19 protein-coding genes and 1 pseudogene are annotated in these 23,319 nt (G+C 64.6%); 9 read left to right on the top strand and 11 right to left on the bottom strand.

Translation table 11 applies throughout. The annotated features are described in order from the left end of the window. Positions 1-200: 200 nt before the first annotated feature. Together RND64_RS02040 and RND64_RS02035 are read left to right on the top strand one after the other, a co-directional pair. A complete protein-coding gene (locus tag RND64_RS02040) occupies positions 201-1,415 on the top strand; it encodes a DUF2254 family protein (protein ID WP_270484685.1) in 1,215 nt (404 codons plus the stop codon). A 52-nt stretch (positions 1,416-1,467) separates the two neighbouring features. Further along, entirely contained in the window at positions 1,468-2,763 is a 1,296-nt protein-coding gene (locus tag RND64_RS02035) for an ion channel protein (RefSeq protein ID WP_270484687.1), read from the top strand. 14 nt (positions 2,764-2,777) lie between these two features. On the opposite strand, the gene RND64_RS02030 is transcribed toward RND64_RS02035, so the two are convergent. From RND64_RS02030 to RND64_RS02005, 6 genes are all read right to left on the bottom strand, one after another. Next, entirely contained in the window at positions 2,778-5,531 is a 2,754-nt protein-coding gene (locus RND64_RS02030; RefSeq protein ID WP_290724876.1) for a LuxR C-terminal-related transcriptional regulator, read from the bottom strand. A gap of 92 nt (positions 5,532-5,623) precedes the next feature. Continuing rightward, entirely contained in the window at positions 5,624-7,141 is a 1,518-nt protein-coding gene (locus RND64_RS02025) for a hypothetical protein (protein ID WP_270484691.1), read from the bottom strand. 5 nt (positions 7,142-7,146) lie between these two features. Beyond that, entirely contained in the window at positions 7,147-8,586 is a 1,440-nt protein-coding gene (locus tag RND64_RS02020) for a DUF2252 domain-containing protein (RefSeq protein WP_270484694.1), read from the bottom strand. Between the two features lie 24 nt (positions 8,587-8,610). Beyond that, a complete protein-coding gene (locus RND64_RS02015) occupies positions 8,611-9,018 on the bottom strand; it encodes a DUF7144 family membrane protein (RefSeq protein ID WP_049700524.1) in 408 nt (135 codons plus the stop codon). 76 nt (positions 9,019-9,094) lie between these two features. Further along, complete coding sequence (locus RND64_RS02010) at positions 9,095-9,394, bottom strand: SHOCT domain-containing protein (protein ID WP_049700523.1); 300 nt, start codon at positions 9,392-9,394, stop codon at positions 9,095-9,097. Positions 9,395-9,488: 94 nt separating this feature from the next. Beyond that, on the bottom strand, positions 9,489-9,941 hold the full coding sequence (locus RND64_RS02005) for a DUF6325 family protein (protein ID WP_270484697.1): 453 nt from the start codon (positions 9,939-9,941) through the stop codon (positions 9,489-9,491). Positions 9,942-10,066: 125 nt separating this feature from the next. On the opposite strand from RND64_RS02005, the gene RND64_RS02000 reads away from it, so the two are divergent. From RND64_RS02000 to RND64_RS01990, 3 genes are all read left to right on the top strand, one after another. Next, positions 10,067-11,407: a DUF1254 domain-containing protein gene (locus tag RND64_RS02000; RefSeq protein WP_270484700.1), complete on the top strand. Its 1,341-nt coding sequence runs from the start codon at positions 10,067-10,069 to the stop codon at positions 11,405-11,407. A 290-nt stretch (positions 11,408-11,697) separates the two neighbouring features. Beyond that, a complete protein-coding gene (locus RND64_RS01995) occupies positions 11,698-13,074 on the top strand; it encodes an FAD-dependent oxidoreductase (protein ID WP_235434449.1) in 1,377 nt (458 codons plus the stop codon). A gap of 146 nt (positions 13,075-13,220) precedes the next feature. Beyond that, the gene (locus RND64_RS01990; RefSeq protein WP_049700631.1) at positions 13,221-14,249 is read left to right on the top strand and encodes a hypothetical protein; all 1,029 of its coding nucleotides are present in this window, start codon (positions 13,221-13,223) and stop codon (positions 14,247-14,249) included. A gap of 25 nt (positions 14,250-14,274) precedes the next feature. Here RND64_RS01990 and RND64_RS01985 read toward each other — a convergent pair whose 3' ends face one another. Continuing rightward, positions 14,275-15,150: a LysR family transcriptional regulator gene (locus RND64_RS01985; RefSeq protein ID WP_049700519.1), complete on the bottom strand. Its 876-nt coding sequence runs from the start codon at positions 15,148-15,150 to the stop codon at positions 14,275-14,277. Between the two features lie 63 nt (positions 15,151-15,213). Between RND64_RS01985 and RND64_RS01980 the strand changes: the two genes are divergently transcribed. Beyond that, the gene (locus tag RND64_RS01980) at positions 15,214-16,467 is read left to right on the top strand and encodes an MFS transporter (protein WP_049700518.1); all 1,254 of its coding nucleotides are present in this window, start codon (positions 15,214-15,216) and stop codon (positions 16,465-16,467) included. 5 nt (positions 16,468-16,472) lie between these two features. Here the strand turns inward: RND64_RS01980 and RND64_RS01975 are convergent, their stop codons facing one another. Beyond that, entirely contained in the window at positions 16,473-17,357 is an 885-nt protein-coding gene (locus RND64_RS01975; protein WP_049700517.1) for a LysR family transcriptional regulator, read from the bottom strand. A gap of 116 nt (positions 17,358-17,473) precedes the next feature. On the opposite strand from RND64_RS01975, the gene RND64_RS01970 reads away from it, so the two are divergent. From RND64_RS01970 to RND64_RS23105, 3 genes and pseudogenes are all read left to right on the top strand, one after another. Beyond that, the gene (locus RND64_RS01970; protein WP_270484705.1) at positions 17,474-18,496 is read left to right on the top strand and encodes an LLM class flavin-dependent oxidoreductase; all 1,023 of its coding nucleotides are present in this window, start codon (positions 17,474-17,476) and stop codon (positions 18,494-18,496) included. A gap of 194 nt (positions 18,497-18,690) precedes the next feature. Continuing rightward, entirely contained in the window at positions 18,691-19,683 is a 993-nt protein-coding gene (locus RND64_RS01965) for an EamA family transporter (protein WP_270484707.1), read from the top strand. A gap of 194 nt (positions 19,684-19,877) precedes the next feature. Then, a pseudogene (locus RND64_RS23105) lies at positions 19,878-20,966 on the top strand (nucleotide-binding protein); the annotation flags it as partial. 283 nt (positions 20,967-21,249) lie between these two features. Here the strand turns inward: RND64_RS23105 and RND64_RS23100 are convergent. The 3 genes from RND64_RS23100 to RND64_RS01950 all read right to left on the bottom strand — a co-directional run bounded on the left by RND64_RS23100 (position 21,250) and on the right by RND64_RS01950 (position 23,204). Beyond that, positions 21,250-21,429 (bottom strand): hypothetical protein, encoded by a 180-nt coding sequence (locus RND64_RS23100; RefSeq protein ID WP_414651987.1) that lies wholly within the window; start codon positions 21,427-21,429, stop codon positions 21,250-21,252. Positions 21,430-21,639: 210 nt separating this feature from the next. After that, positions 21,640-22,005, bottom strand: a complete 366-nt coding sequence (locus tag RND64_RS01955) for a DUF732 domain-containing protein (RefSeq protein WP_049700513.1) — start codon at positions 22,003-22,005, stop codon at positions 21,640-21,642. Positions 22,006-22,145: 140 nt separating this feature from the next. After that, entirely contained in the window at positions 22,146-23,204 is a 1,059-nt protein-coding gene (locus tag RND64_RS01950; protein ID WP_049700512.1) for an alpha/beta hydrolase, read from the bottom strand. Positions 23,205-23,319: the final 115 nt, after the last annotated feature.

Genomic DNA, 23,319 nt, shown 5'->3' with positions numbered 1-23,319 from the left:
CCCATTCCGTCTGCGCGACACTCGTACCCGACGTGCGCCGGGGTCCGGAGTTCAACCGGTATACACCGTTCCGCCCTGTCGTCCCGTTCGACCCTGCAGGCGCGCCTCACCCTGTAGTTTGTGAGACGGCAGCTTTGGGAGACCGTCGCGAAGGTGGTCGGTGTGATGACAGTTCGACGCCGCACCAAAGACCCTGCCCGATGAGCGGCTTCGACACTCTCGGGAGGCGTACCCGCGCCGGCCTGACTCAGACCATCGGCGTGCTGCTCGGCGCCGGAGCAGCAATCGGCCTGACTCGCATCGGGGTCGGCCCACAGATCTCGACGTCGTCGGTCGCCACCGTTCTCATCGGCCTCGGTGGCGCGGTGTTCGGCACACTCGCAGTGATCTTCTCCTTGCTGTTTCTCGTAGTCCAATGGGTGGCAACCACTTTCACACCCCGTCTGACACTGTTCCGCGACGCTCCCATCGTCTGGCGGACAGCGGCCGTGGCGATGAGCGTCATCGTTTTCTGTATCACCGCGATCCTTGCGTCAGGGAGCCGAGACACGATCTCGGCAAGTGTTCCGCTCTTGGCAGTCGTAGGAACGTTGGTCGTGTTGGTGCTCCTGCGCGTGGTACTCGCCAACGCCCTTGCCGCAACGCAGATCTCGCCGGTGCTGACGACGATCTGCGAACACGGTGAGCAATCGATTGTCGCGACGTACCCAACGAGCGACAACCTCGACCCGAAGCCACGCATCGACCCTGCGGACGAACCACGCAGCATCCAGTGGTCCCGCAATCCGTTGGTGCTGCAGCGATTACACGTCGAGAAACTCATTCATCTCGCCGAATCCGCCGACGCCGTGATCGTCATGGAGCAGGCGGTCGGGTCAACCCTGCGCGCAGGCGCGACGGTCGCCCACGTGCACGGTCCTGCCGCACAGAGCAACGGCGAGAACGCCTCCGGGAAGATCGATAACGGAGCGTTCTTCGCCGCGCTCGACACCGGGCCAGAACGCACATTCGACGGCGATCCGCTCCTGGCGTTCCGCCTCATCGCCGATATCGCACTCCGGGCCATGTCTCCTGCGATCAACGATCCCGCGACCGCGGTGCAAGCGGTCGACCAGATCGAGTTCGTGTTGGTATCCGCGACGTCCATCGACGAAAGTGCGCGACGCTGGCGCGATAGCGGTGGTCGTCTCAGGCTCGTGGTCCCTCGGCCGTCGTGGACGGACATGCTGGTCGTCGGACTCGACGACGTCATCGAGGCCTCGCTCGGCTCGCCAATGATGCTCGCCAGACTCGACGCGGCACTCACTCACGTCTCGGCCGTCGCGACCAGCGTCGAACAGCGTACGCAGCTTGCCCGACGACGCGCGTGGGTCGCACAGGCGCGGGCCGACCGATTCCCCTCGCTCGATCAGTGAAAGTCTGCGTTTCGCGGTGTGAGGCGACTTCGGATGCGCGACAGTTTTAGTCATGAGTGAGGCAGCCACCGGACCCGGGCAGCAGGACTCCACGCGGGTACCCGTCGGGAAGCTCCTCGCGCTCACGCCCGTCGCCTTACTCGTGGGTGTCGTGTGCGCCCTGCTGCTGTGGGGAATCTCGGCCGTCGCCAGCACCCTCGAACACTTCCTCTGGCACACCGTGACGTCGTGGTTGGGCATCACGCAGAGCACCTGGTGGTGGATTCTTCTCGTACTGACCGTGACGGGCTTGCTGGTGGGAGCGGTGATCCGATTCGCCCCCGGCCACGCCGGAGGTGATCCCGCGACGCAGGAATTGGTGTCGAAACCGATTTCGGTCGGTGCAACCCCCGGCCTCGCGATAGCGGCGATCCTTGCGCTGGCCGGCGGAGTGAGCCTCGGTCCGGAGAGCCCGATCATGATCATCAATGCGGCGATCGTCGTTGCCGTCGGCGCACGCCTGATTCCGAAGATCGACCAGGACCAGTGGATGGGTCTGTCGACCGCCGCAACATTCGGTGCGCTGTTCGGAACCCCGGTCGCCGCTGCTCTCATGCTGTCGGAGGCCAATCCCGGCGATCAACGAATCCCTCTGTGGAATCGGCTGTATCTACCCCTGGTCGCGGCGGCTACCGGGTCGTTCGTCATCCTGCGTTTCACCGATCTCACGATGTCGATCGACCTACCGGAGGAGAAAATCGGCAGCATCGTCGACACCTTGATCGCCGTCGGGGTTGCCGTCGTCATCGCCGCATGCGGTGTGGTCGCGGCATTCGTGTTCGATCCCCTGCACCGGGTACTGCATCGCTCGCTACGAGATCCCATCGTCCGATTGACATTGGTGGGAGCGGTCCTCGGTGGCCTCGGAATCCTCGGCGGAACGATCACGCTGTTCAAGGGCCTCGATCAGATGAAGGAGCTGCCCGACCGCCTCGGGACCACGACCGCCCTCGGCTTCTTCGCGTTCGCTGGCATCAAGATGTGCGCCATGCTGTTGGCGAGCGCGGGCGGCTTCCGTGGAGGCCGCATCTTTCCGTCCGTCTTCGCCGGTGCCGCAGCGGGATTCGGAATGCACGTGATGTGGCAGTCGCTTCCGTTGACGATCACGGTGGCCGCGAGCATCGTCGGGATCGTCGTCGCGGCAACACGGAACGGCTGGATCAGCCTCTTTCTCGGGCTTGCCGTTGTGCCGCAACTGGATCTGCTGGTTCCGCTCCTGTTCGCGACGCTGGCCGCGTGGCTCGTCGTGGCCAACGCGCCCGAGTTGCGTGCCAAACCGGTCGACGAGGATGCGGCGGGACGCACCTGACGTGGACTGCGCGGCTACAGGAGGTGCCATTCGCGTGCGCGGTCGACGGCGGCGCGGCGTGTCGATACCCCCAACTTGCGGTAGATCGACTGCTGATGCGTTTTCACGGTGTTGACCGAGACGTAGAGGTCAGCAGCGATCTCCGCAGACTTGAACATCGTTGGCAGATAACGCAATACCGCGAGTTCGCGTTCGGTGAGCGGGTCCGATGGCGTCGCAGGCACATTCGTTGCCGCCGCATCGGCGGCCTTCAGTCGCACGAGAATTGCCCGAGTGAGTTCTGACGGTTCTGCGTTCAGATGCCGATAGCGGGCCAGCAGACCCGCGATCTCTTCGCTGTGTGCGACGAATGACCGTATCGCGCCGATGGGAGCTGCCGCATCGATCGCCTGCCCCAATCTCTCCAAGGCAATCGAGTCCAACCTGAGCCGGTCCGCCGCAATCGCTGACAACAGCGCCGCCTCGACCACGAGCGTCCGGTGCGCCGCGTAGCGGGCCGGCGTACCCAACAGGTCGAACGCGGCGCGTGGCTCATGCTGCGCGAGGAGGACTTCCGCACGTGCGATGGTGACGAGTTCGAAACCGAATTCCCTCGATGAAGAAGAGGTCGATGCCTGCAACTCGGCGAGGACCTTCTCAGCGGAATCGACGTCGTCGCAGAGCAATTCGACGCGGGCCAGCGAGACCGCAACCCAGTGGTCGAGCAGAGGGAGCCCACTGCAACTCGCGCTCAGCGCACGGAGGCGACTCGCCGCCGCTCGCGCGGTATGCAGTTCCCGCCGCACGAGCGCAACGCCCACGGCCGCGATCTGAAGGATCACAGCGGCAGGCAGATCAGACCCGTGGCGGACGAGGTCGAGACCGAAGTCGACACGCTCGCTTGCGGTGTCGAGTTCGTCGGTCTCCAGGTACACCAAAGCGGAGGCGGCGTAGGCCGCAAGCAATTGGGGTTGCTGTGTCCAACCGCGTCGAACACCCAGTTTCGCGAGCATGTCGCTCCGACGTCCCGCTTCCGGAAGGTCACCTGCGATGACATCCAGCAGAGCCAGGTAGGCATTCGCCGCAGCCGAGGTGAGTCCCACCCCGGCACGATCGGCCTCGACCCGCACGTCCTCCAAATGCACACGAGCACGGCCGAATTCGCTGCGAAGAACCAGGCTGATGGCCACGTTGGTCCGACCGATGACCGCGTATGCACCTACCGCGGGCAACTCGTTGCGCGATGCCCCGGTCGCGACGGTCAGCACTTCGTTCGCACTCTCGTACAGCTCCACGGGTGTGAAGACCCGAGCTGCGACCATCCGCGCCAGCGCGACGATGACCTGGGCCCATCGAGGTGGTTCGACGCCGCTCGCCAACAGCGCGGTCTCGGCATCCAAGGCGTTCTGGCGCATGGTTACGAAGTCCCGAGAATGATGCGCCACAACACTTGCCGCGAGAAGCACCTCCGGTCGCGGATCGCGTTCGACGACGTCGAGCGCAGGAGCCAACGCCGCCGCCAGCTCACCCGCGTGGATCGTCAGGATGAGGGGGAGTGCCGATTTTCCCACCACCTTCGCCACCGCAAGCCAGTCGCCCGCCGCGACCAGATGCCTGATCCCGGGGATGAGCTCACCGCTGTCCAGGTACCACTGTGCCGTACGCCGATGGAGCGTCGAAATCTCCTGTGGGCGTTCAATAGTGAGTCGGTCGCGGAGAAACTCGCGTAGAAGGGGGTGATAGCGGAACCATCCGGCTCGGCCGGTCAATCGCACCGTCAACACGTTTCGCGCAACCAATTGTTCGAGAATCGCGCGGCTGTCGGCACGTCCAGTTAAGGCCTGCGCGAGATCGGCACAGACAACGGGCGTCACACTCGTGGCGAGCAGGAACTCTCGATCGGAGCTGGCCACCCTCGCGAGTACCTCTTCGAGTAGATACGACGCCACCAGCTTGCCACCGCCGCCGAAGCCCGTCAGTGCCGCATGCACATCGCCTCCGTATTCGACTGTGGCACTGAGCAAGGCCAACCGGATTCCGGCGGGCCAGCCTTGCGTCCGGTTCATCAGACGCTCCCGGCTCTCCGGGTCCAGCTCGAATCCGATGCGTGCACACAGATCTTCAGCCTCGCGTGGCGTGAACGCCAGCACGGCGGCATCGATCTCGCGAAGCCTTCCCATCACCTGCAGACGGCGCAACGGTATTCGCGGTTCCACGCGTGAGACGAGAACCAGATGCACTGTCAGAACGCCACACTCGATCACTCGGTGGATCGACTTCAGAAGGTCCACCGACGTGAGGCGATGGAAGTCGTCGATCACCAGCGTCACGGTCTCTGGTAGAGACGACAGGGCATCAACCAGACCCGCCACGTCAGAATCCCCGAATGCGGGGCCGGGCATGAACTCGGCGATCCGCGCTTCGTCGGCCACGACCGGAAGCATTCGAAGTGCCACGATCACGTCATGCCAAAACGCCGCAACGCCTACGCCTTCGCCCGCGGCGAGCCATGCGGTCCGATCGAGCCGATGTACGCTTTGCGCCCAAGCCGCGACAGCAAGAGTCTTCCCGTACCCGGCCCCGGCACACACCAAGGTCACGTCGCCGCCCCGTGCAGCGTCGAGCATCTCGTCGATGCGAGAACGCACCACAAACCCGGGAGGTAAAGACGGTGGCGCGAAACGCAGACTCAGAATCGGCGGAGCTGCCGCGATTGTGTCTACTTCGAGTGCGTCGGGTTCACCCTCGCCGTCCTGACCGCTTCGTGGGGAGGGTACCGCGCCTTTCATGCACTGAATGGTACGACGACCAGCGCGAATGCGACGGGCGAATATTCCTCGCGAGGTCGCGCACGAGGTGCTGACCCCCTACGACGTGCGGTTCATTTCGCTCTGGGACTGTCAGTCGAATCGACTACGGTTGCAGCCGCGTCATCGCCGACGGTCTCGGTCACGACGGTCTCGGTGACAACGATCTCGGAGCTTTCAGGACCGGCACTCTCGGCGACAAGATCCTCGGCAACAACGCTCCCGGCGGCCACTCCGCGGCGCGCGGGAGCGATGGCGAATTCGAAAGCCGCCAGGATGAGGCACGCGACGACCACCACCCAGAAGACGACCATGCCTGTCGGGTAGTGCCAGAACATCAGGACGAACGCAGCGATTATCGGGACGCCGAGACGCACGACGTACCGCAGCCGCCACAGTTGGGCCTCAACCATCGACGCCGAGCGTTGCTTTCGACGACGATCGACCGATTCGAATCCCCCGGCGATGACACGTCGAGTGGCGGCCGCGGCACGCGTTCCTCCTGCGAAGAAGCCCACAAGTGCCAAGACGAGTCCGAGCACCGCCACCGCACGAAGGGCAGTGCGCAGCGGACTGATCACTGTGTCGAAGATCGCCTGGGCGGCGGCGGGAGACAGGACGTCTGCAGGCACGTTGTTCAGGTAGATCGTGCGACCGACGATGATGCCGATTGCCAACACGAGCATCGCGCCGACGACCGCGATCCCGATTGCTGTCAGGGTTCGGATACGGCGACCGACGCCCGCGAGTCCGATCGCAGCGAGAGCAACCAGAATCGCAAGCCACGGCAGCACGGTGGCGACCTTGTCGAGCGACCTCACGAGATTCTGCGCCCGAGCGAGTTCCTTGGACTGCCAGACCACGAACTGCTTGTTCACAACGGGGATCTTGTCGGCGAAGGCGAACCCCTGCGCACTCAGCCGCTGCTTCACCTGGGTGATGATCGGCCCTAGCTCGATGCTGATCGATCCGTTGGTCGTGTCGACATTCACCGCGCCATGCTGCGTATCACCGGTCACCGCCGCAACAACAGCATCGTGCGCTTCGCGATTGGCCGTCGTCCACAGCGCAGCGAACTGATCAGAGCCGACGAACTGCGCCACCGTGTTGTGGATGAAGCTCTCCGCCTGTGCGCTGATCACCGGAGCGAGTCCGGTGATCGCCTGATCCACCCGCGGACGATCGGCCGGTGTGAGTTGAGTCAGTTCGTTGAGCGCATTCGACGTCACCTCTTCGATGTTCGTCTGCTGATTGATCTCGTTCGTGATCGAGTTGGTGACCTGTTGCTGCACAGCAGGATTCGATGCCAGTGGTGCGACGGTCGATACGTAATGATCGGTGTCGAGGATCTGACTCCTGACGTACCGCGTGGTGACCGACAGCAGCGTGAGTACCGCACACAGTATGACCAGCGCGACGACGCCGATCATTCGCCAGTTGATCCGCCGACGCGTGGACTCCTTGCCGACATCCGACGGTTGCCCCGACCTGATCTCTGCGATCTCAACGCGCAGACGTTCGAGTTCGGCTCGTTCGTCTGCGTCGAGACCGCGTCCCGATTCGCCCTCCGCGCTCACGACCGTCTCAGGCATGCGCGTCACCGCTCGTCGGCGACAGCCGCAACCGCGCCTGCCCGAATCGCGTCGACGAACACGCGATGATCCTCGTCATTCCTTTTCGCATAGCGCGATGCGAAACGCCTTATAGCCCTGTCGAATTCGTCGTCGTCGCCGAGATAGTTCGCTATGGCAACCGCATCGCCCGACCGGCCGTGACCGTAGGCGAGGACTCGACCGCACGCCCGCCCATAGACCTCGAGACCCCGTGGGTCCAGACCCTCCACGACGATGGAGCCTTTAGCATCCCGAAGCTGCCTGAGGTAGAGATCACGCCGAACACCATCAGCTCCTGGACCTCCAGACCACCCCAGGAACACGTCGCTGACAGCTTGCGTGAGTCGTTGGCCCTCCACCACCCGCCTGCCCTCGTTGTCATATTTCGGACCATCGAGATACCGTGCGAGAACGGACTTTTCGGCTTGCTTGGCCTGGAGCAGCAGCACATCGGATTCGTCTCGTCCGACCATCAGCAAAACCCACGCCTGAGTTCCCACGCTGCCAACCCCGACCACCTTGCGGGCCATGCGGACAAAGGTGAATCTGTCGAACAGCACGCGGTAGTGGGGAGCGAGCGTCGCGCGAAGAGCGTCGACACGATCGGCAAGCTGACCGTATAGACGCGCTGTGACCTCCGCGTCCCACAGTTCTTCGATGGGCACGATGAGCGGAGGTTGGCTGACGAACTGCAATTCACCGTCGACGGTGGTGGTCAGCTTCTTGAGCGCAGACAGGCCGTCACGCGTCCACGCCTTGTCGATCTGCTTTCGCACGTTCTTCGCGGTCGATGAATCGATGAGATCGCGGATGTTGACCAGTTTTCGAGAAGGTTCGGCGCGTCGATACCATCCGTCCAACGTGTCGAGTCCCGCGAGCGACGCGATGGACTCCCTGTACTCGCGGGCACATGCACCGGCGATCCGCTTGGCGGTCTTGTTGTCGAATCCGTTGCCGCGTGCCGCAACCACGAGACTCGCGGCCAGGCGCTTCACGTCCCATTCGAACGGCCCCGGGTAGGTTTCGTCGAAGTCGTTGACGTCGAACGCCAATTTGCGCTCAGGCGTGGCGAACAACCCGAAATTGGACAGATGCGCGTCGCCACACAGTTGCACGGTCAGGCCTGAGTTCTCGGTTCGAGCCAGGTCATCGGCCATGACAAGCGCTGCCCCGCGGTAGAAGGTGAAGGGAGACACAGCCATTCGCCCGTATCTGACCGGAACGAGTTCCGGAACCCGGGTGCGAGCCTGATCTTGGAGTAGACCGATCGGGTCACGGCCCGATTCGTCACCGAGGTCGCCGATTCCGCTGAGCGGCAACCGCTCCCGAGCCTGTAGCCCCAGATAGACACTCTCGGCACGGGTCCTGCGGCCAGGGCCGTCATAGCACGTCGCCGCGTCCGCGGGATCGACCACGCTCGTCATCGCCATCATCTTCCTTGCGCTGCGTCAGATCTCGTCGGTCTCAGGACTCCACGCCGCCAACGCCCAGATTCCGACGATTGACAGAGCGATCAGCGTGATCGACCACCACGGGTAGTACGGAATCCAGAGGAAGTTGGCTATCACGGAGAGTGACAAGAGCACGATCGCGAGCACCCGTGCAAATGTCTTTCCGAAAAACACCGCAATACCCGTCGCAGCGACGATGAGACCGATGATCAGGTGGATCCAACCCCACGTCGTCAGGTTGAACTTATAGATGTAGTTGGTTCCTACAACGAAGACGTTGTCAGCCGCAATGGCCGAGACACCCTGGAGGAACTCCAGTATCCCGACGACGAGCAGCACGCAGCCACTGACAATGGATAGCCCGCCTGCCCAACGCTGCTTCGTGGAAGGTGATGAGGTGGTCATGAAATTCCTACTCGTTGTTATCGATGTGGCTGTTAACGATGTGGTTGGAAATAAACACTGACGGATCGGCCGATTCTCAGAGACCGAGGATACGTCGCTTCTCCGATTCGAATTCCGTTTCGGTGAGAACACCTGAACTTCGAAGCTCACCGAGTTTCGTCAATGCAGCGATTCGGTCATCCGGCGCTGTTGTCTGTTCGGTGGGAACCGGCGGTTGCGGGTTCTGGACGGGCGCGGCCGCGTAGGCCTGGGGTGCTGCCTCGGCCGACCGTCTGGCCCACCGCTCGCCTTGACGACGCGACACCCTGTTGGACACCGCGGTTGCAGTCCCTGCAACCGCGGCCGTTCGGGCGACCCCGCGTAGTAGTCCTGGCATGGCTGGTACCTGCACTTTCTCACTCGAGTGGTTCTGAGGTGAATAGATCGGGCATAACGCTTCAGGCAGAGCCCGGCGGTCAGCCCGACGTCGGTCAGTCGGTTGAGCCGAGGGCCTCGAGAATGGCGTTGACGGGAATCCGCCCGGACGCGACCAGTTGAGCGCCGGCTCGCCGCAGGTCAGTGGCGAACGGAGCAGCCCACACGTTCTCGTAGACGACGAGAACGCCGAGGCAGCCGTCCGCCAGCACCGACGCCGCGTCCGCGAGGTCCTGATCGTCTAGCAGTCCGCTCGACGCCTCTGCGAGGACATTGGCGTCCAGATCAGCGCCGACGTCGAGATCCGAGACCGCAAGCGCAGCAACACTATCGCCGTCTCGTCGGATCACTGCGAGATCCAGCACGCTGATCACATTGCGATCGACAAGATCGAGCAGGTGTATCAACGCCGAGCCGTCTGGATTGTGATCGGCGGGAAATTCGACGAGAAGGTAATCGATAGGCCCTGTTTCCACATCGACGGGCACATCGGCAGAAGTTTCGGTCATATTCCCGATGCTGGCATCAATACGATGCGACTACATCACCCGTATCGGGTGATACATACCCTGATGATGAGCGCTCATACGATTCGAATGACTGAAATCACGGGTCGATCGTCGAGTCTTAGACCATGACGACATCGAAACCCCTTACCGGTGATACCGCGAGCTTGGCAGCGGAGGCCTACGTCTATATGTATCCCCTCGTCATCATGGAGGTCAGCCGTCGACAACAAACAGCACGGGGATCCTCGGGCAAACCGGGCTTCGGAGCCTCGAACGCCTTCCACCACATGCGGGCGTTTCCGACTGCGGATTTCCGCGCTATCGTCCGTCCGAATTTCGACACGCTGTACTCGTCCGCCTGGCTCGACCTGACCGGTGGAGCAGTCCTGATCGAACTTCCCGACAGCGACGGTCGCTACTACATGCTGCCACTACTGGACATGTGGACCGACGTGTTCGCGGTTCCGGGATCCCGTACGACGGGAAACACAGGCACGCGAATCATGGTGATACCACCGGGATTTGACGGCGATGTCCCCGACGATGCCCTCATCATCGAGGCCCCGACACCGTACGTGTGGGCCATCGGTCGGTCGCAGACCAACGGCCCGAGCGACTACGACGCCGTCGGCAAGTTCCAGGACGGCTTCACCATCACCCCGTTGGGCGGCCCGACCCGACCCGAGTCGAGCACTCCCATCGACCTGGACACCGAACCACTGCGCATCGTCGCGGAACTGTCTGCTCCCGAGTTCTTCAGGCTCGCAGCAGAGGTTCTGACGACTACGCCACCGCACCTCACGGATCAGTCCGTGCTGGCGCGTATCGCTGCCATCGGGATCGTCCCCGGACTGGAGTTCGATACATCGCGATTCGACGAGGTCGGCCTCGCGGCACTCGAGTCGGGCATCGCGTCGGCGAGAAAGAAGCTGCCTGACATCTCCGGCCTCGGTGATCGCGTGAACGGCTGGCAGATCATGTCGCAATCGGTAGGTGTCTACGGCAACGACTATTTTCAACGAGCGCAGCTCGCGCTGATCGGGTTGGGTGCCAACCCTCCCGAGGATGCGATCTATCCAGTCGTCGTGGCCGACGCCGACGGTCGGCCACTCGACGGGCACAACGATTACACAATCACGTTTCCCGCTGATGGCCTTCCACCCGTGAATGCCTTCTGGTCGGTCACGATGTACGACGCCGAGGGCTATCAGGTCGCCAATGAACTCGACCGGTTCGCGTTGGGCGATCGCGACGAACTGCGGTTCAACGACGACGGCTCGCTCGTCTTGTATCTGCAGCACGAGAATCCGGGTGGCGAGAAGACCGACAACTGGCTTCCCGCGCCACAGGCCGCGCTCGGCGTCACGATGCGCCTGTACGCTCCGCGCGCCGAGGTACTCGACGGGACATGGGCGCCGCCCGCTGTGCAGCGCGTCAAGCGCGCATCTCCAGACAGCGATGCCTGATCGGACGCCGCATCTCAACCACGTCGATAGCGTCGAATCACTGTCTGCCGACCAAAACTGCGTCACCCGTACCAATTGTGAGGCCGACTACGATTTGCCTGGTCACAGCGACAACGCGCGGAACCGCGCGGACCATTGAGGCATGCAGATGCTAGTTCTCCTGGTCTCGGTGCTCGTCGCGTTGCCGCTCGTCGTCGCGGGGATCGGGGTTGTCATGGGTAAGGTCGCGGGCGCCGATCTCTGACCCTTGCCGGCGCGGCGGATCGTCGAACGCGAGTAGCGTGACGCGGGTGGAACGCATCGTCGTCGTTGGCGCGGACGCCGCCGGTATGAGTGCCGCTCATCAGGCACTTCGGACAGCAGAGGTCACCGGGCGCAGCGTCGAGGTGATCGCGCTCGAGCAGACGTCGGATACGTCGTACTCGGCATGCGGCATTCCGTACCTCGTCGCAGGCCTCGTCGACTCCGACACTGATCTCGTTGCGCGCAGCGCCGCGCAACACCGGGAACTCGGCGTCGACCTCCGCATGGGAACGACGGTCACCGGAATCGACCGTGATCGGAAGGTCGTCTCGGTGACGTCGGAGTTCGACGAGTCGTCGGAGGTCGCCTACGACCAACTCGTCTTGTGCACCGGTGCCTCGGCGATGGTCCCGGACTGGGCGCGTGACGCGGACGGATCGCTGATCGACGGTGTCAATCCGGCGAAGACCCTTGAGGACGCGCGGTATTGGCTCGATCTGATTGCCGGCTCCGGCCGTCGAGGAGTCGTGGTCGGTGGCGGCTACATCGGCGTGGAGATGGCAGAGGCGTTGGCGGAGCGCGGATTCCAGACCACTCTCGCCACGCGCACCAGGGTGATGAGCAAGCTCGACCCGGAGATGAGCGACCGCATCGAAGAAGGTATGCGCGCCGCAGGCGTCACCGTCCTGACCGATACCGTCGTCGCGAGCGCCAACGCCGAGGGTGGCAGAATACGTTCCGTCACAACGGTTTCCGGCGACACAATCGAAGCCGACGTCGTGGTACTTGCGCTGGGCGTTCGGCCGTCGACCTCGCTGGGCGCCGCGGCCGGGTTGCCGATCGGAGTTCACGGCGGATACCTACCCGACGACCATCAGCGCGTCGCCGACGACATCTGGGCGGCGGGAGACTGCTGCGAGTCTCTCGACCGGATGACCGGGGAGCGAATCTTTGCACCGCTCGGAACACACGCCAACAAGCAGGGGCGGGTGTGCGGTTTCAATCTGGGCGGCGACGAGAGTAAACGATTCGCCGGGGTGTTGGCGACGGCGATCACCCGATTCTCTTCCGGCCCAACCTATCTGGAGATCGCACGGACGGGAATGAACACCGAGGTCGCCGCGCGCTTCGGTCACGACGCCCTCACGCTGATCACCCAGAGCGACACCGCGAGCGGCTACATGGCCGAGGCCACCCCGATCACCGTGCTACTCACCGCAGACAAGTTGACCCGCCGCATCCTCGGCGCTCAGATCGTCGGCGGAGCGCAGTCGGGTAAGCGGATCGACACCGTCGCCGCGGCGCTGTGGGGCGAGATGACCGTCGACGATCTCGCCGAGATGGACCTCGCGTACGCCCCGCCGTTCGCAACCGTTTGGGAGGCAGTGCAATTGGCCTCTCGGCGGGTGTCCGAGCGGATCTGACCCCGTGAGCGTGCCTCCCGCTCACCGATTTCCTTGCGGCTTATTGAATTCAATAAGCGCGAGGGAAATGGGTGAGCGAGAAGGTCGACGTCGATCTGAATCGGTGCGGAGTGGAACCGCGCGGCCCGGCGCGGCGTCGAAGCTGCATGACGGACTCCACTCTCGGTCTCCCCGGCTACCCGCTCGACGAGTTCGGCCTGATCCGACGCGGCGCCGCGAAGACAGCGGCGTTCAGCGACAACGAGCTCTGCGCCGCAGTCGATCGTGGCAAGCTGATCAGGCTGGTACCCGGTGTATTGGTCCCGCGCACAACACAATTCGACGGCCATGCCGGTGCCCAAGCGTTGCACCGGCTCACCTCGATCGCAGTCGTCACGTCGGAGTTGAGCGGCGACACGCCGCACGTGCTCAGTCATGTGTCGGCGGCGACGATGCATGGGCTGCGCATGCTCAAACCGAACCTCTCGCACGTTCACATGACGACCGGCCGCAGATCGGGAGGATCCGTCCGCAGCCTGCGCCACCTTCACGGGGCGCCGCTCAGCGACGACGAGGTCACCGAGGTCGACGGCATCCGGGTCACGTCTATCGAGCGAACAGCGGTCGACGTCGCGTCGAGCGGCGACTTCGCGCAGGCACTGACCGTCCTCGAGGCGGCTCTGGCATTGGGCGCCGACCGGGCGAAGATGTCGGAGATCCTGGGCTCTCGACGTCGACGCGGTGCGCAACACGCTCGGCGGGCACTTCCCCTCGCGAACGGCCTCTCCCAGAGCGTCGGCGAATCATGGAGCAGCGCACAGATGTACGAGGCGGACCTGCCTGTACCGCGTCAGCAGCACCGCTTCGTCTGCCCGTCCGGCACGTACGAGACGGACTTCGATTGGGACGGCAAGCTGATCGGCGAGTTCGACGGTCTGGCCAAGTACGGCCGTCTGCTCCGCGAAGGCGAGTCGCCCGAGGACGCGGTGGTCCGGGAGAAGCTGCGCGAGGACGAACTCCGCGGCCTCGACACCATGGTGGTCCGCTGGATTTGGGCCACTCTCGAGCGACGTCTGCTCGCCGACCTGCTGCGCCCATGGCTCGTCACCTACGAGATCATCCCGCCCCACCACGGTTCGCGCTCACCGGCTTACTTCCCGCTTATTGATTTCAATAAGCGGGAGGGAAACGGGTGAGCGGGAGCCCGCACGGCAGCGCGATTCATCCGTCGGACGTGCTCCCCGCGAGGACGAAGTCCCGAAAGCGCGACGCGACGTCGCTCAATGGCCGACCGCGAAACCACGTCAGCCCGATCTCGCGCGTTTCACCCGCGAGCGGGACGAGTTCGACGCCGGGATGGCGCGCCGACTCCTCGACCGGCACCAGTCCGACGCCGAGCCCTGCGGCGACGAGGCCGGACACCGTCGCGAGCTCCGACGATTCGAAGGCAATCGCGGGCGTGAGATCGTGTGCGGCGCAGATCTCGTCGAAGATCCGTCGCATGCCGTAGCCGTGTTGCATCACGATGAATTCCTCGTCTGCGGCCTCGGCGATGCCGATCGTCTCCCGGCCCGAGAAGCGGTGATCACGGGGTACCACGAGCGCGAGTTCTTGTTCGGCGACGCGCGCCCACGCCATGTCGGTACGCATCGGGCGGGGCGCGACGATCGCGAGGTCGGCGTCGCCGTCGACCACATGCCCGACGACGGTTGCCGCCGCGTCTTGGGTCAGCGTGAAACGTGCCGATGGGTTCTCCACCCGGAACCGGCTGATGAGGTCGGGCACCAACCCCAGTCCGAACGAATGCAGGAACGCCAACCGCACCGCACCGCGGGCTGGAGCGCGCATCTCCTCGATCTCCCGACGTCCGGCTTCCAATTGCGACGCCGCGCGACGCGCCCTGTCGAGGTAGGCACGTCCGAACCGGTTCAGCACGAGGCGTCGACCATCGCGGTCGAAGAGCGGCACCCCGAGGTCGCGTTCAAGACGGCCCAGGAAGCGCGAGAGCGTCGGCTGCGACGAGTGGACCCGGTCGGCGGCCGCGGTCAGGTTCTCTGCCTCGGCGATGGCGATGAACCACCGCAGGTCGTCGTACATCTGGCCATTCTAGCTGTGGTTATTCATTATTGAATGACTCAGTGGTCAAACATTCATTTCCTAATGACCACTGCGCGGCTCAGACTCGATGGAGTGACAGCAACCGTCCTCCCAGTGACCACCGACCGCGCACCCGTCAAACACTTACCCGGCTCGCCCGGGTATCGGCGTGCCACACTCTCGCTGTTCGCGGCCGGGATGACGACGTTCATGGCGCTGTACTACGTGCAGGGTCTGTTGCCCCAACTGTCGTCACACTTCGACGTCTCGCCGACGACGTCGGCTCTGGCGGTCTCGCTCACGACCGGCCTGCTCGCCGTCGCAATCATCCCGGCGAGCGCGCTGTCGGAGCGGTATGGCCGGGTGCGCCTCATGGTCGGGTCCGCGGTTGCCGCCTCGGTCATCGGACTACTGCTTCCGTGGGCGCCGTCGATCGAGTTGCTCCTGGCCGGCCGCGCCCTGCAGGGACTGCTCTGTGCGGGCGTGCCCGCCGTCGCCATGGCGTATCTCGCCGAAGAGGTCGACGGCATGTCGCTCGGCGGTGCGATGGGCCGCTACGTCGCGGGCACGACGATCGGCGGTCTCGTCGGGCGGCTCATTCCGGGCTTTGCTGTCGACTTTGTGTCCTGGCAGTGGGCACTCGAGATTGCCGCGCTGGTGTCTCTGGCATTCGCGATTGCGTTCTGGCGCATGGTTCCCGGCTCACAGTTCTTCACTCCGCAGCCTGTCTCCCTACGCACGACCGGACGCAATCTGGTTGCGCACCTTCGTGATCCGGGCCTGCTGTCGCTCTTCGCCCTGGCCTTCGTGCTGATGGGTGGCTTTGTCACCGTCTACAACTTCATCGGATATCGGCTTCTGGGTGGTCCTTTCGGGCTGCCGGCGGGAATCGTGGCAGCAATCTTCTTCATGTACCTGGCGGGCACGGTGTCGTCGGCGTGGGGTGGCAGGCTGGCCGACCGGCTTGGTCGACGCCGGGTTCTCGTGACTGCGACGTCGATCATGCTCGTGGGATTGTTGATCACGATTCCGGACCATCTGTGGTCGGTGATCGTCGGGCTATTCCTCTTCACCGCAGGCTTTTTCGCCGCGCACTCGGTGGCGAGCGGCTGGGTGTCCGCACGGGCGACCGAGCATCGCGCCGAGGCGTCGTCGTTGTATCTCTTCCACTACTACCTCGGCAGCTCCGTGGTGGGTGCGCTCGGCGGTCTGACGTACTCGGCATTCGGCTGGGCGGGGGTCGCGGCGTACGTCGGAACTCTTACTGCCGCAGGGGTTCTGCTGGCGGCGCTTCCGCGGCGTCGACGTTCGGCGTAATGCGCTCAGGCGCCGTACCGAGCGGCCGCGGCAGCGAGGGCGTCGACTACCGATGTCACCGCGCGACGCGGTCGCGGCCTGGTCAGCGCCTCGTACACGCGCGCTGCCCGAACACCCTGCAATTCAAGTGGTTTCACTCCCGGATGGCGTGATGCGTGACGCGGCATCAAGGCAATTCCGTGACCAGCCGCGACGAGTGCCTCGATGGTCGTGAAGTCGAGCATTCGCTGCGTGACTCTCGGCGCAACGCCTGTGATGGCCGAGATCGACAGCAGTACATCGTCGACAGGAAAGCCGCCCTCGACGCTGATCCAGTCATGGTCCGCAAGCTCGGTGACCGCGACCGAATCACGCTCTGCAAGAGACGAGTTGCGCGATACGACGACGTCGAGCGGCTCGCGCATCAGCTCGGTGACGCGCACACGCGGCGAACTGACGGGTGGCGTGCGCTCGTCTCGGTGTGTCACCACGACGTCGAAGTCGGCGAGAGCGGGCGGAGCGTCGGGGTAGCCGACGTCGAGGTGCGACGCGTCGATCTCGATCGCATCGGAGGCGGCACGGTCGAGGACGGTCGGCAAAAGGAGTGTCGCGCCAGACGGGAACATCGCGAGCCGGACCCGCGATCGACCCGAGCGGTACGCGGCCATCTCCTCCTGCGCTCGCTCGACCGCAGCGATCACCTCGTCGGCGCGCAGCACGAGAGCCTGCCCCGCCGAAGTCAGTCGCACCCGCCGACCGTCGGCCTCGAGCAGTTCGACGCCCGCCTCCTTGGTGAGCACCTTGAACTGCTGCGAGACGGCCGACGGCGTCATGTGCATCGCGTCGGCGACCGCTCCCACGGAACCGCGGTCGGCGAACTCCCTGAGCAGCCGCAGGCGCTTGACATCCATGAAGCGATGCTACGACGACGCTTCACCTCGGGGTCTATCTGCTTAACGGTCGCGCCGCGACCGACCTACGCCGCCGAGGAGCGGAATAACTGGACCGCGGTCCGGTTGTATATCACATGACCAAGAAAATCGGCTTCCTGTCCTTTGGGCACTGGTCGGCGTCTCCGGGTTCGCAAGCCCAGACGGCGTCAGATGTCTTGCATCAATCCATCGACCTCGCCGTTGCCGCCGAAGAGCTCGGCGCAGACGGCGCGTACTTCCGCGTGCACCACTTCGCACGCCAGCTCGGCTCACCATTTCCGCTGCTCGCGGCGGTTGGCGCAAAGACCAACAGCATCGAGATCGGCACCGGCGTGATCGACATGCGCTACGAGAACCCCATGTACATGGCAGAGGACGCAGGCGCAGCCGACCTCATCTCCGACGGTCGACTCCAGCTCGGCATCAGCAGGGGATCCCCCGAGCAGGTGATCGACGGGTACAAGTACTTCGGGTACGTCCCGGCCGACGGTGAAACCGACGCCGACATGGCACGCCAGCACACCGACGTGTTCTTGAAGGTGATCGAGGGCGCGGAGTTCGCGCAGCCAAATCCGCGGCCGATGTTCCCGAACCCGCCGGGCATGCTGCGCATCGAGCCCTACTCAGAGGGCCTGCGCGACCGCATCTGGTGGGGCGCCGGCAGCCGTGCCACCGCTGAGTGGACCGCCGAGAAGGGCATGAACCTCATGAGTTCGACGCTGCTGACCGAGGACACGGGCATCCCGTTCCACAAGTTGCAGGCCGAGCAGATCGAGCGCTTCCGCGACGCGTGGGAGAAGGCCGGCCACACTCGTGAGCCGCGAGTCTCGGTGAGCCGCAGCATCTTCCCGCTGACCACCGACATGGACCGCGCCTACTTCGGACGTGATCGCAACGACCAGGATCAGGTCGGTCACCTCGAAGGCGGACTGGCACGGTTCGGACGTAGCTACGCCGCAGAGCCCGACAAGCTCATCGAGGAGCTGCGCGAAGACGAGGCCATCGCGGCCGCCGACACGCTGCTGCTGACGATCCCCAACCAGCTCGGCGTCGAATACAACGCCCACGTGATGGAGTCGATCCTCAACGACGTCGCTCCCGCACTCGGCTGGCGGTAATACCCGCTGGCGGCAATACGCCTCTGACCCAACGCCGACGGCACCGACTTCCGGTGCCGTCGGCGTTTTGCGTTTTGGCTGCAATCCTTCGACGCCGTCAGCGCGCTGACGCGACGATTTTGTGAAGCTGTCCTACATCTTTAGTGCATTTTATTTCGATTGTGCTTCACTCCCGAAGCCTCGACCATGGATACATGACAACGCGCGACCGCATGCTGGCACTCACCGTCGTCGTGCTGTGGGGTTTGAACTTCATCGCGATTCGCCTGGGCCTCGACCACTTCCCTCCGTTCTTCTTCGCCGCACTCCGGTTCGCGGTCATGGCCGTTCCGGTGGTGCTGTTCGTGCGGTTCCCGCGAATGCAGATCAAATGGTTTCTGTTGTACGCGTTCGGATTCGGCGTCGGACAGTTCGCATTCCTCTTCCTCGCTATGAACATCGGGATGCCGACAGGCCTCGCGTCGCTGGTGCTGCAGACGTCTGCCCCGTTCACGGTGCTGCTCGGCGTCGTGTTCTTGCGGGAACGACTCGTGCCGGCGCAGGTCGTCGGAATCGCAGTCGCAGTTGGCGGAATCGTTCTGATCGGCGTCGACCGCGCGGGCCACAGTTCGCTCGGAGTCGGCATCGTCGTTCCGATCCTTCTCACCGTGCTGGCGGGACTGTCCTGGGCATTCGGCAACATCGGAAACCGCCTCGCGTTGCCGCCGAACTCCGGTGATGCGCTGCGGATGACGCTGTGGATGTCGGTGGTGCCGCCGATCCCGCTGTATTTGCTGAGTCTCGCTGTCGATGGACCATCCGCGGGCTTCCACGCCATGGCCACACTCGGCTCCACGTCAGGTCTCATCGCGCTGGCTGGGCTGGCGTACGTGGTGCTGCTCGGGACCATCGCCGGGTCAGGTCTGTGGACATCGCTGATGCAGCGCTACCCGGCCAGCCGAGTCGCGCCGATGTCGCTGCTGGTTCCCGTCGTGGGGATCACCGCAGCCTGGCTCTTCCTCGGCGAGCAACCTACCTACGTCGAGATCGGCGGAGCCGCGCTGGTGATCGCCGGATGCGCGGCAGGAGTGCTCGCCGCCCCACGATCACGCGCCCACACCACACCCCCTCCCGATTTCAGTCATTCCCACGGCAACACCGCCGCAAAAGACCAGGTCGGCGTAGGCAGCACCGTCGAAAATGACTGAAAACGGGTAGCGGCAACCAACTCCCCAACCGAAAGCTCCGTCGCGATCGATACGTTGCCATCGATAGCCGCCCCGCTGCACATGGCGTCGTCGCAGGACGTCGCCATGACCGCAACTGTTAGACGCCCTAGTATTCAGTGGTCGAACCAGCATCAGGGGTCGGGCGATGAGCCCACCGAGGGACGCACGAGGGGATGATCAACGAGATGTCGCACGCCGAAGGCTCGCAGCCGTCATCGTGGCCGAAGTCCGATAGCCACGAAGACGACGGAAGCCGTCTCGACGCGCCGGTCGGTGCGGGCCAGCATCCGTCAGACGCTCCCCAACCGCCGCAAGCGCAGTTCGCGCCACCCGCCGCGCAGGTCAACTGGTACACGGGCCGGTCGGGCGAGACGCCACAGACGCCGGGTCCGCCGGTCGCGCAGTACCTCCCGCGCGATCAGCATTTCGAACCACAGCAGCCGAGCGCCGCACCAGCCAGCCCTGCACCAGCCGCTCCCAACCTGACTGCGCCCGGCACGTCCTACCCGGATGCGCCCGCACAGCAGCCCACTCCCCCGTGGCCCCACCATCCCGAGCCCGGTCAGTACGGCGGCCCTTACGTGGGTGGCCCGCAACCTGGCGCGCAACAGCCGGGAATGCGCCCGGGCGCCCAATTCCCCGGAGCGCCCGGTGCCGGCAATCCGAATCAACAGGCAGCGATACCGTTTTCGGCGCGCGGAGCCGGATGGCGTCGTGCACTGAGTACCGTGTCTGGCGGTCTGATCAATCTGGGCCAAAGCAAGTCGCAGCAACAACTCGACGAAATGGTCGCTCGCATCCGTCGGCCGATGGCCGGCGATTTCCGTCTGGCGGTGCTCTCCCTCAAGGGTGGCGTCGGAAAGACCACGACCACAATCGGTCTCGGGTCGGCGTTCGCGTCGCTGCGCGGAGACCGGGTGATCGCGGTCGACGCGAACCCCGACTTCGGAACGCTCGGCCGACGTGTCCCGCAGCAAACCGGTTCGACTGTGCGCTCGCTTCTCAACGATCCGAACGTCACCCGGTACGGCGACGTTCGGCGCCATACGTCGCAGTCCGCGAGCCGTCTGGAAGTGCTTGCATCCGAACGTGATCCGGCAGTATCGGAATCCTTCAGTGCCGACGACTACCTCGACGTCATCGGAATTCTGGAGAACTACTACAACATCATCATGACCGACTGCGGTACCGGTCTGTTGCATTCGGCGATGGAGGGGGTCCTGAGTTCGGCGACCGCTATCGTTCTGGTCACTTCACCGGCCGTTGACGGTGCCGAAAGTGCCGCAGCGACACTGGATTGGCTCAACGCTCACGGCTATCAGCGACTCGTCCAGCAGGCTGTCGTGGTGATCTCTGCGTCGAAGCCGGGAGGTGCGCCGATCGACCTGGACATGCTGACGCAGCACTTCCTCGGCCGCACAAGGGCGGTGCAGATCATCCCGTTCGACGACCATCTCGCGACCGGTGCGCAGATAGACCTCGACCAGATGAATCGCGACACCCGTAATGCGTTCCTGGAACTCGCTGCGACAGTGTCTGATTCGTTCAACCCGGGCATGCCTGCCGCTGGTGTCGGAATCCCGGGATTCCAAGGACCACCGCCCGGATACCAAGCACCACCGCCCGGCTACCAGCCGCCTCCACCCGGGTACCAAGGGCCACCGCCCGGATACCAAGCACCACCGCCCGGCTACCAGCCGCCTCCGCCCGGGTACCAAGGGCCACCGCCCGGCTACCAGGCGCCTCCTGCCGGGTATCAGGGGCCTCCTGCCGGGTATCAGGGGCCCCCGCCTGGATACCAGCCTCCGGCGGGCGCACCGGGGTATCCGACCAGGGAGTCCGACACCCCGCCGCAGCCGTATCCGGCTGCGGCGCAGAGTCATTACGAGCCGGCACCACCGGGGTCGATCCCGCAGCCCGACGAACGCTTCTGAGTCAGTTCTCCGACTGGACGCCGCTGAGCTTTCCGAGCTGATCGGGGCAATAGGTCTGTGCTGCGAGGCCGACGACCTGGCCGGACTCGGCGTCGTCGAGTCCGTTGCCCACCTTGCGTATGGCGTCGAGGAGGCCGTCGCCCGCCTTCAGATTCGCGCACACCTGCTTGCCCGCTGCGACCGCGGCGGCGTCGTCGGGAAAGCGCACGTTGAGCTGCTTCAGCCCTGCGAGGTAGAGCTGATCACCTTGCAGCGGTGACGCTTTCGCAGCGTCGGGAGTCGAGGAGCTCGGCGGCGTCGAATCGCTCTCGCCTCCGCCGCATCCCGCGAGTCCGACGACCACCGCGGCCGCCGCAGGAATCAGCATTGCCCTAATCCCCGTCGTCCTGATCCCCGTTGCCCCGATCACCGGGCGTCCACTTTTCGGCATCCTCACGCCACATCCCCCATGTAAAACAGCTGAACTCGCCCCGAACCGTCGACCACTCTACTGATGCGCGGCCCGCGTCAGCGCAGGGCATCGGAAGCCACGGCGGTGAACCGCGAGATCGCTTGACCTGCAACAGAACTGAACGCAGCCATGTTGGCGAACCCGTGGATCAGCGAACCCTCGCGCTGCAGCGTGACGGGCACCCCCGCAGCACCGAGAGCGTCGGCGTATGCGATGCCCTCGTCGCGCAGAGGATCGAATCCAGCAACTACCACGTGTGCAGGCGGTAGTCCTGAAAGGTCTTGTGCCAGTAGCGGAGAGACGCGTGGATCGGCGCGCTGGGCAGGATCGGGCACGTAGATGTCCGTGAAGTCAGCGATGCGCTCGGCGGTCAAGAAGTAGCCCTTCGAGAACTCGCGGGTTGAGCCGTATTCGCCGACGGAATCGGTCTTGGGGTAGAGCAAGAGTTGCAGGAGCGGCGTCACCTGCTCGCCACGAACTTGCTGCGCGATGACCGCCGCGAGATTGCCGCCTGCGCTGTCGCCTGCCACGACGATCCGGTCGCTGGGGATACCCCAGCCCGGGGCGGCGTCGACCACACCGCGCCAGGCGGCGAGAGCGTCGTCGACCGCTGCGGGGAAGGGATTCTCCGGCGCGAGTCGGTACTCGACCGAGACGACGTCGGCGCCGGTGTCGAGGGCGAGCCTGCGCGCCAGTGGGTCGTGACTTCTGCGACTGCCCGTGGTGAACCCTCCGCCGTGGAAGAACAGGATCAACCCGCGGCTCTCGACGCCCGCGCGGTAGCGCGTCACCGGGATCGGGCCTGCCGGGCCGTCGAACTCCAAATCCTCCTCGACGGCAAGCACCGGGAGTTTTTCTGCGGTGAGCGCTGCGACCCGCGCCAAACCGCTGCGCGCCCTGCCGATGGTCGGGCCTCCCATGTCGGCATCCGGGAGGACTGCGGTGGCCACCGCCGCGGCCAGCATCTCGACGCTGACGTGGTCGCCGTCAGCGTTGACCGGACACCATCGCGACACTGCACCGAACACCTGCGGTGGTACGTGGCCGATGACTCGCAACAGCGAGCGAACGGGTCGTAGCGGCGGGGACAGCGTGGGATTGGAGGCGCGACTCACGGCCGCGAGACTACCCGCACGAGGGCGTGGTCTCGACAAGCTCGACCAGCGGGATGCGGCTCGACCAGTGGGGGCGGCTCGACCAGCGAGGGGGCGGCTCGACCAGCGAAGAGCG

This window comes from Gordonia sp. w5E2 (genome assembly GCF_036540975.1).
In the GTDB taxonomy this organism is placed as follows: Bacteria; Actinomycetota; Actinomycetes; order Mycobacteriales; family Mycobacteriaceae; genus Gordonia; species Gordonia jacobaea.
The sequence above is the reverse complement of the archived record's forward strand: the minus strand, read 5'-3'. Positions and strand labels throughout refer to the sequence as shown.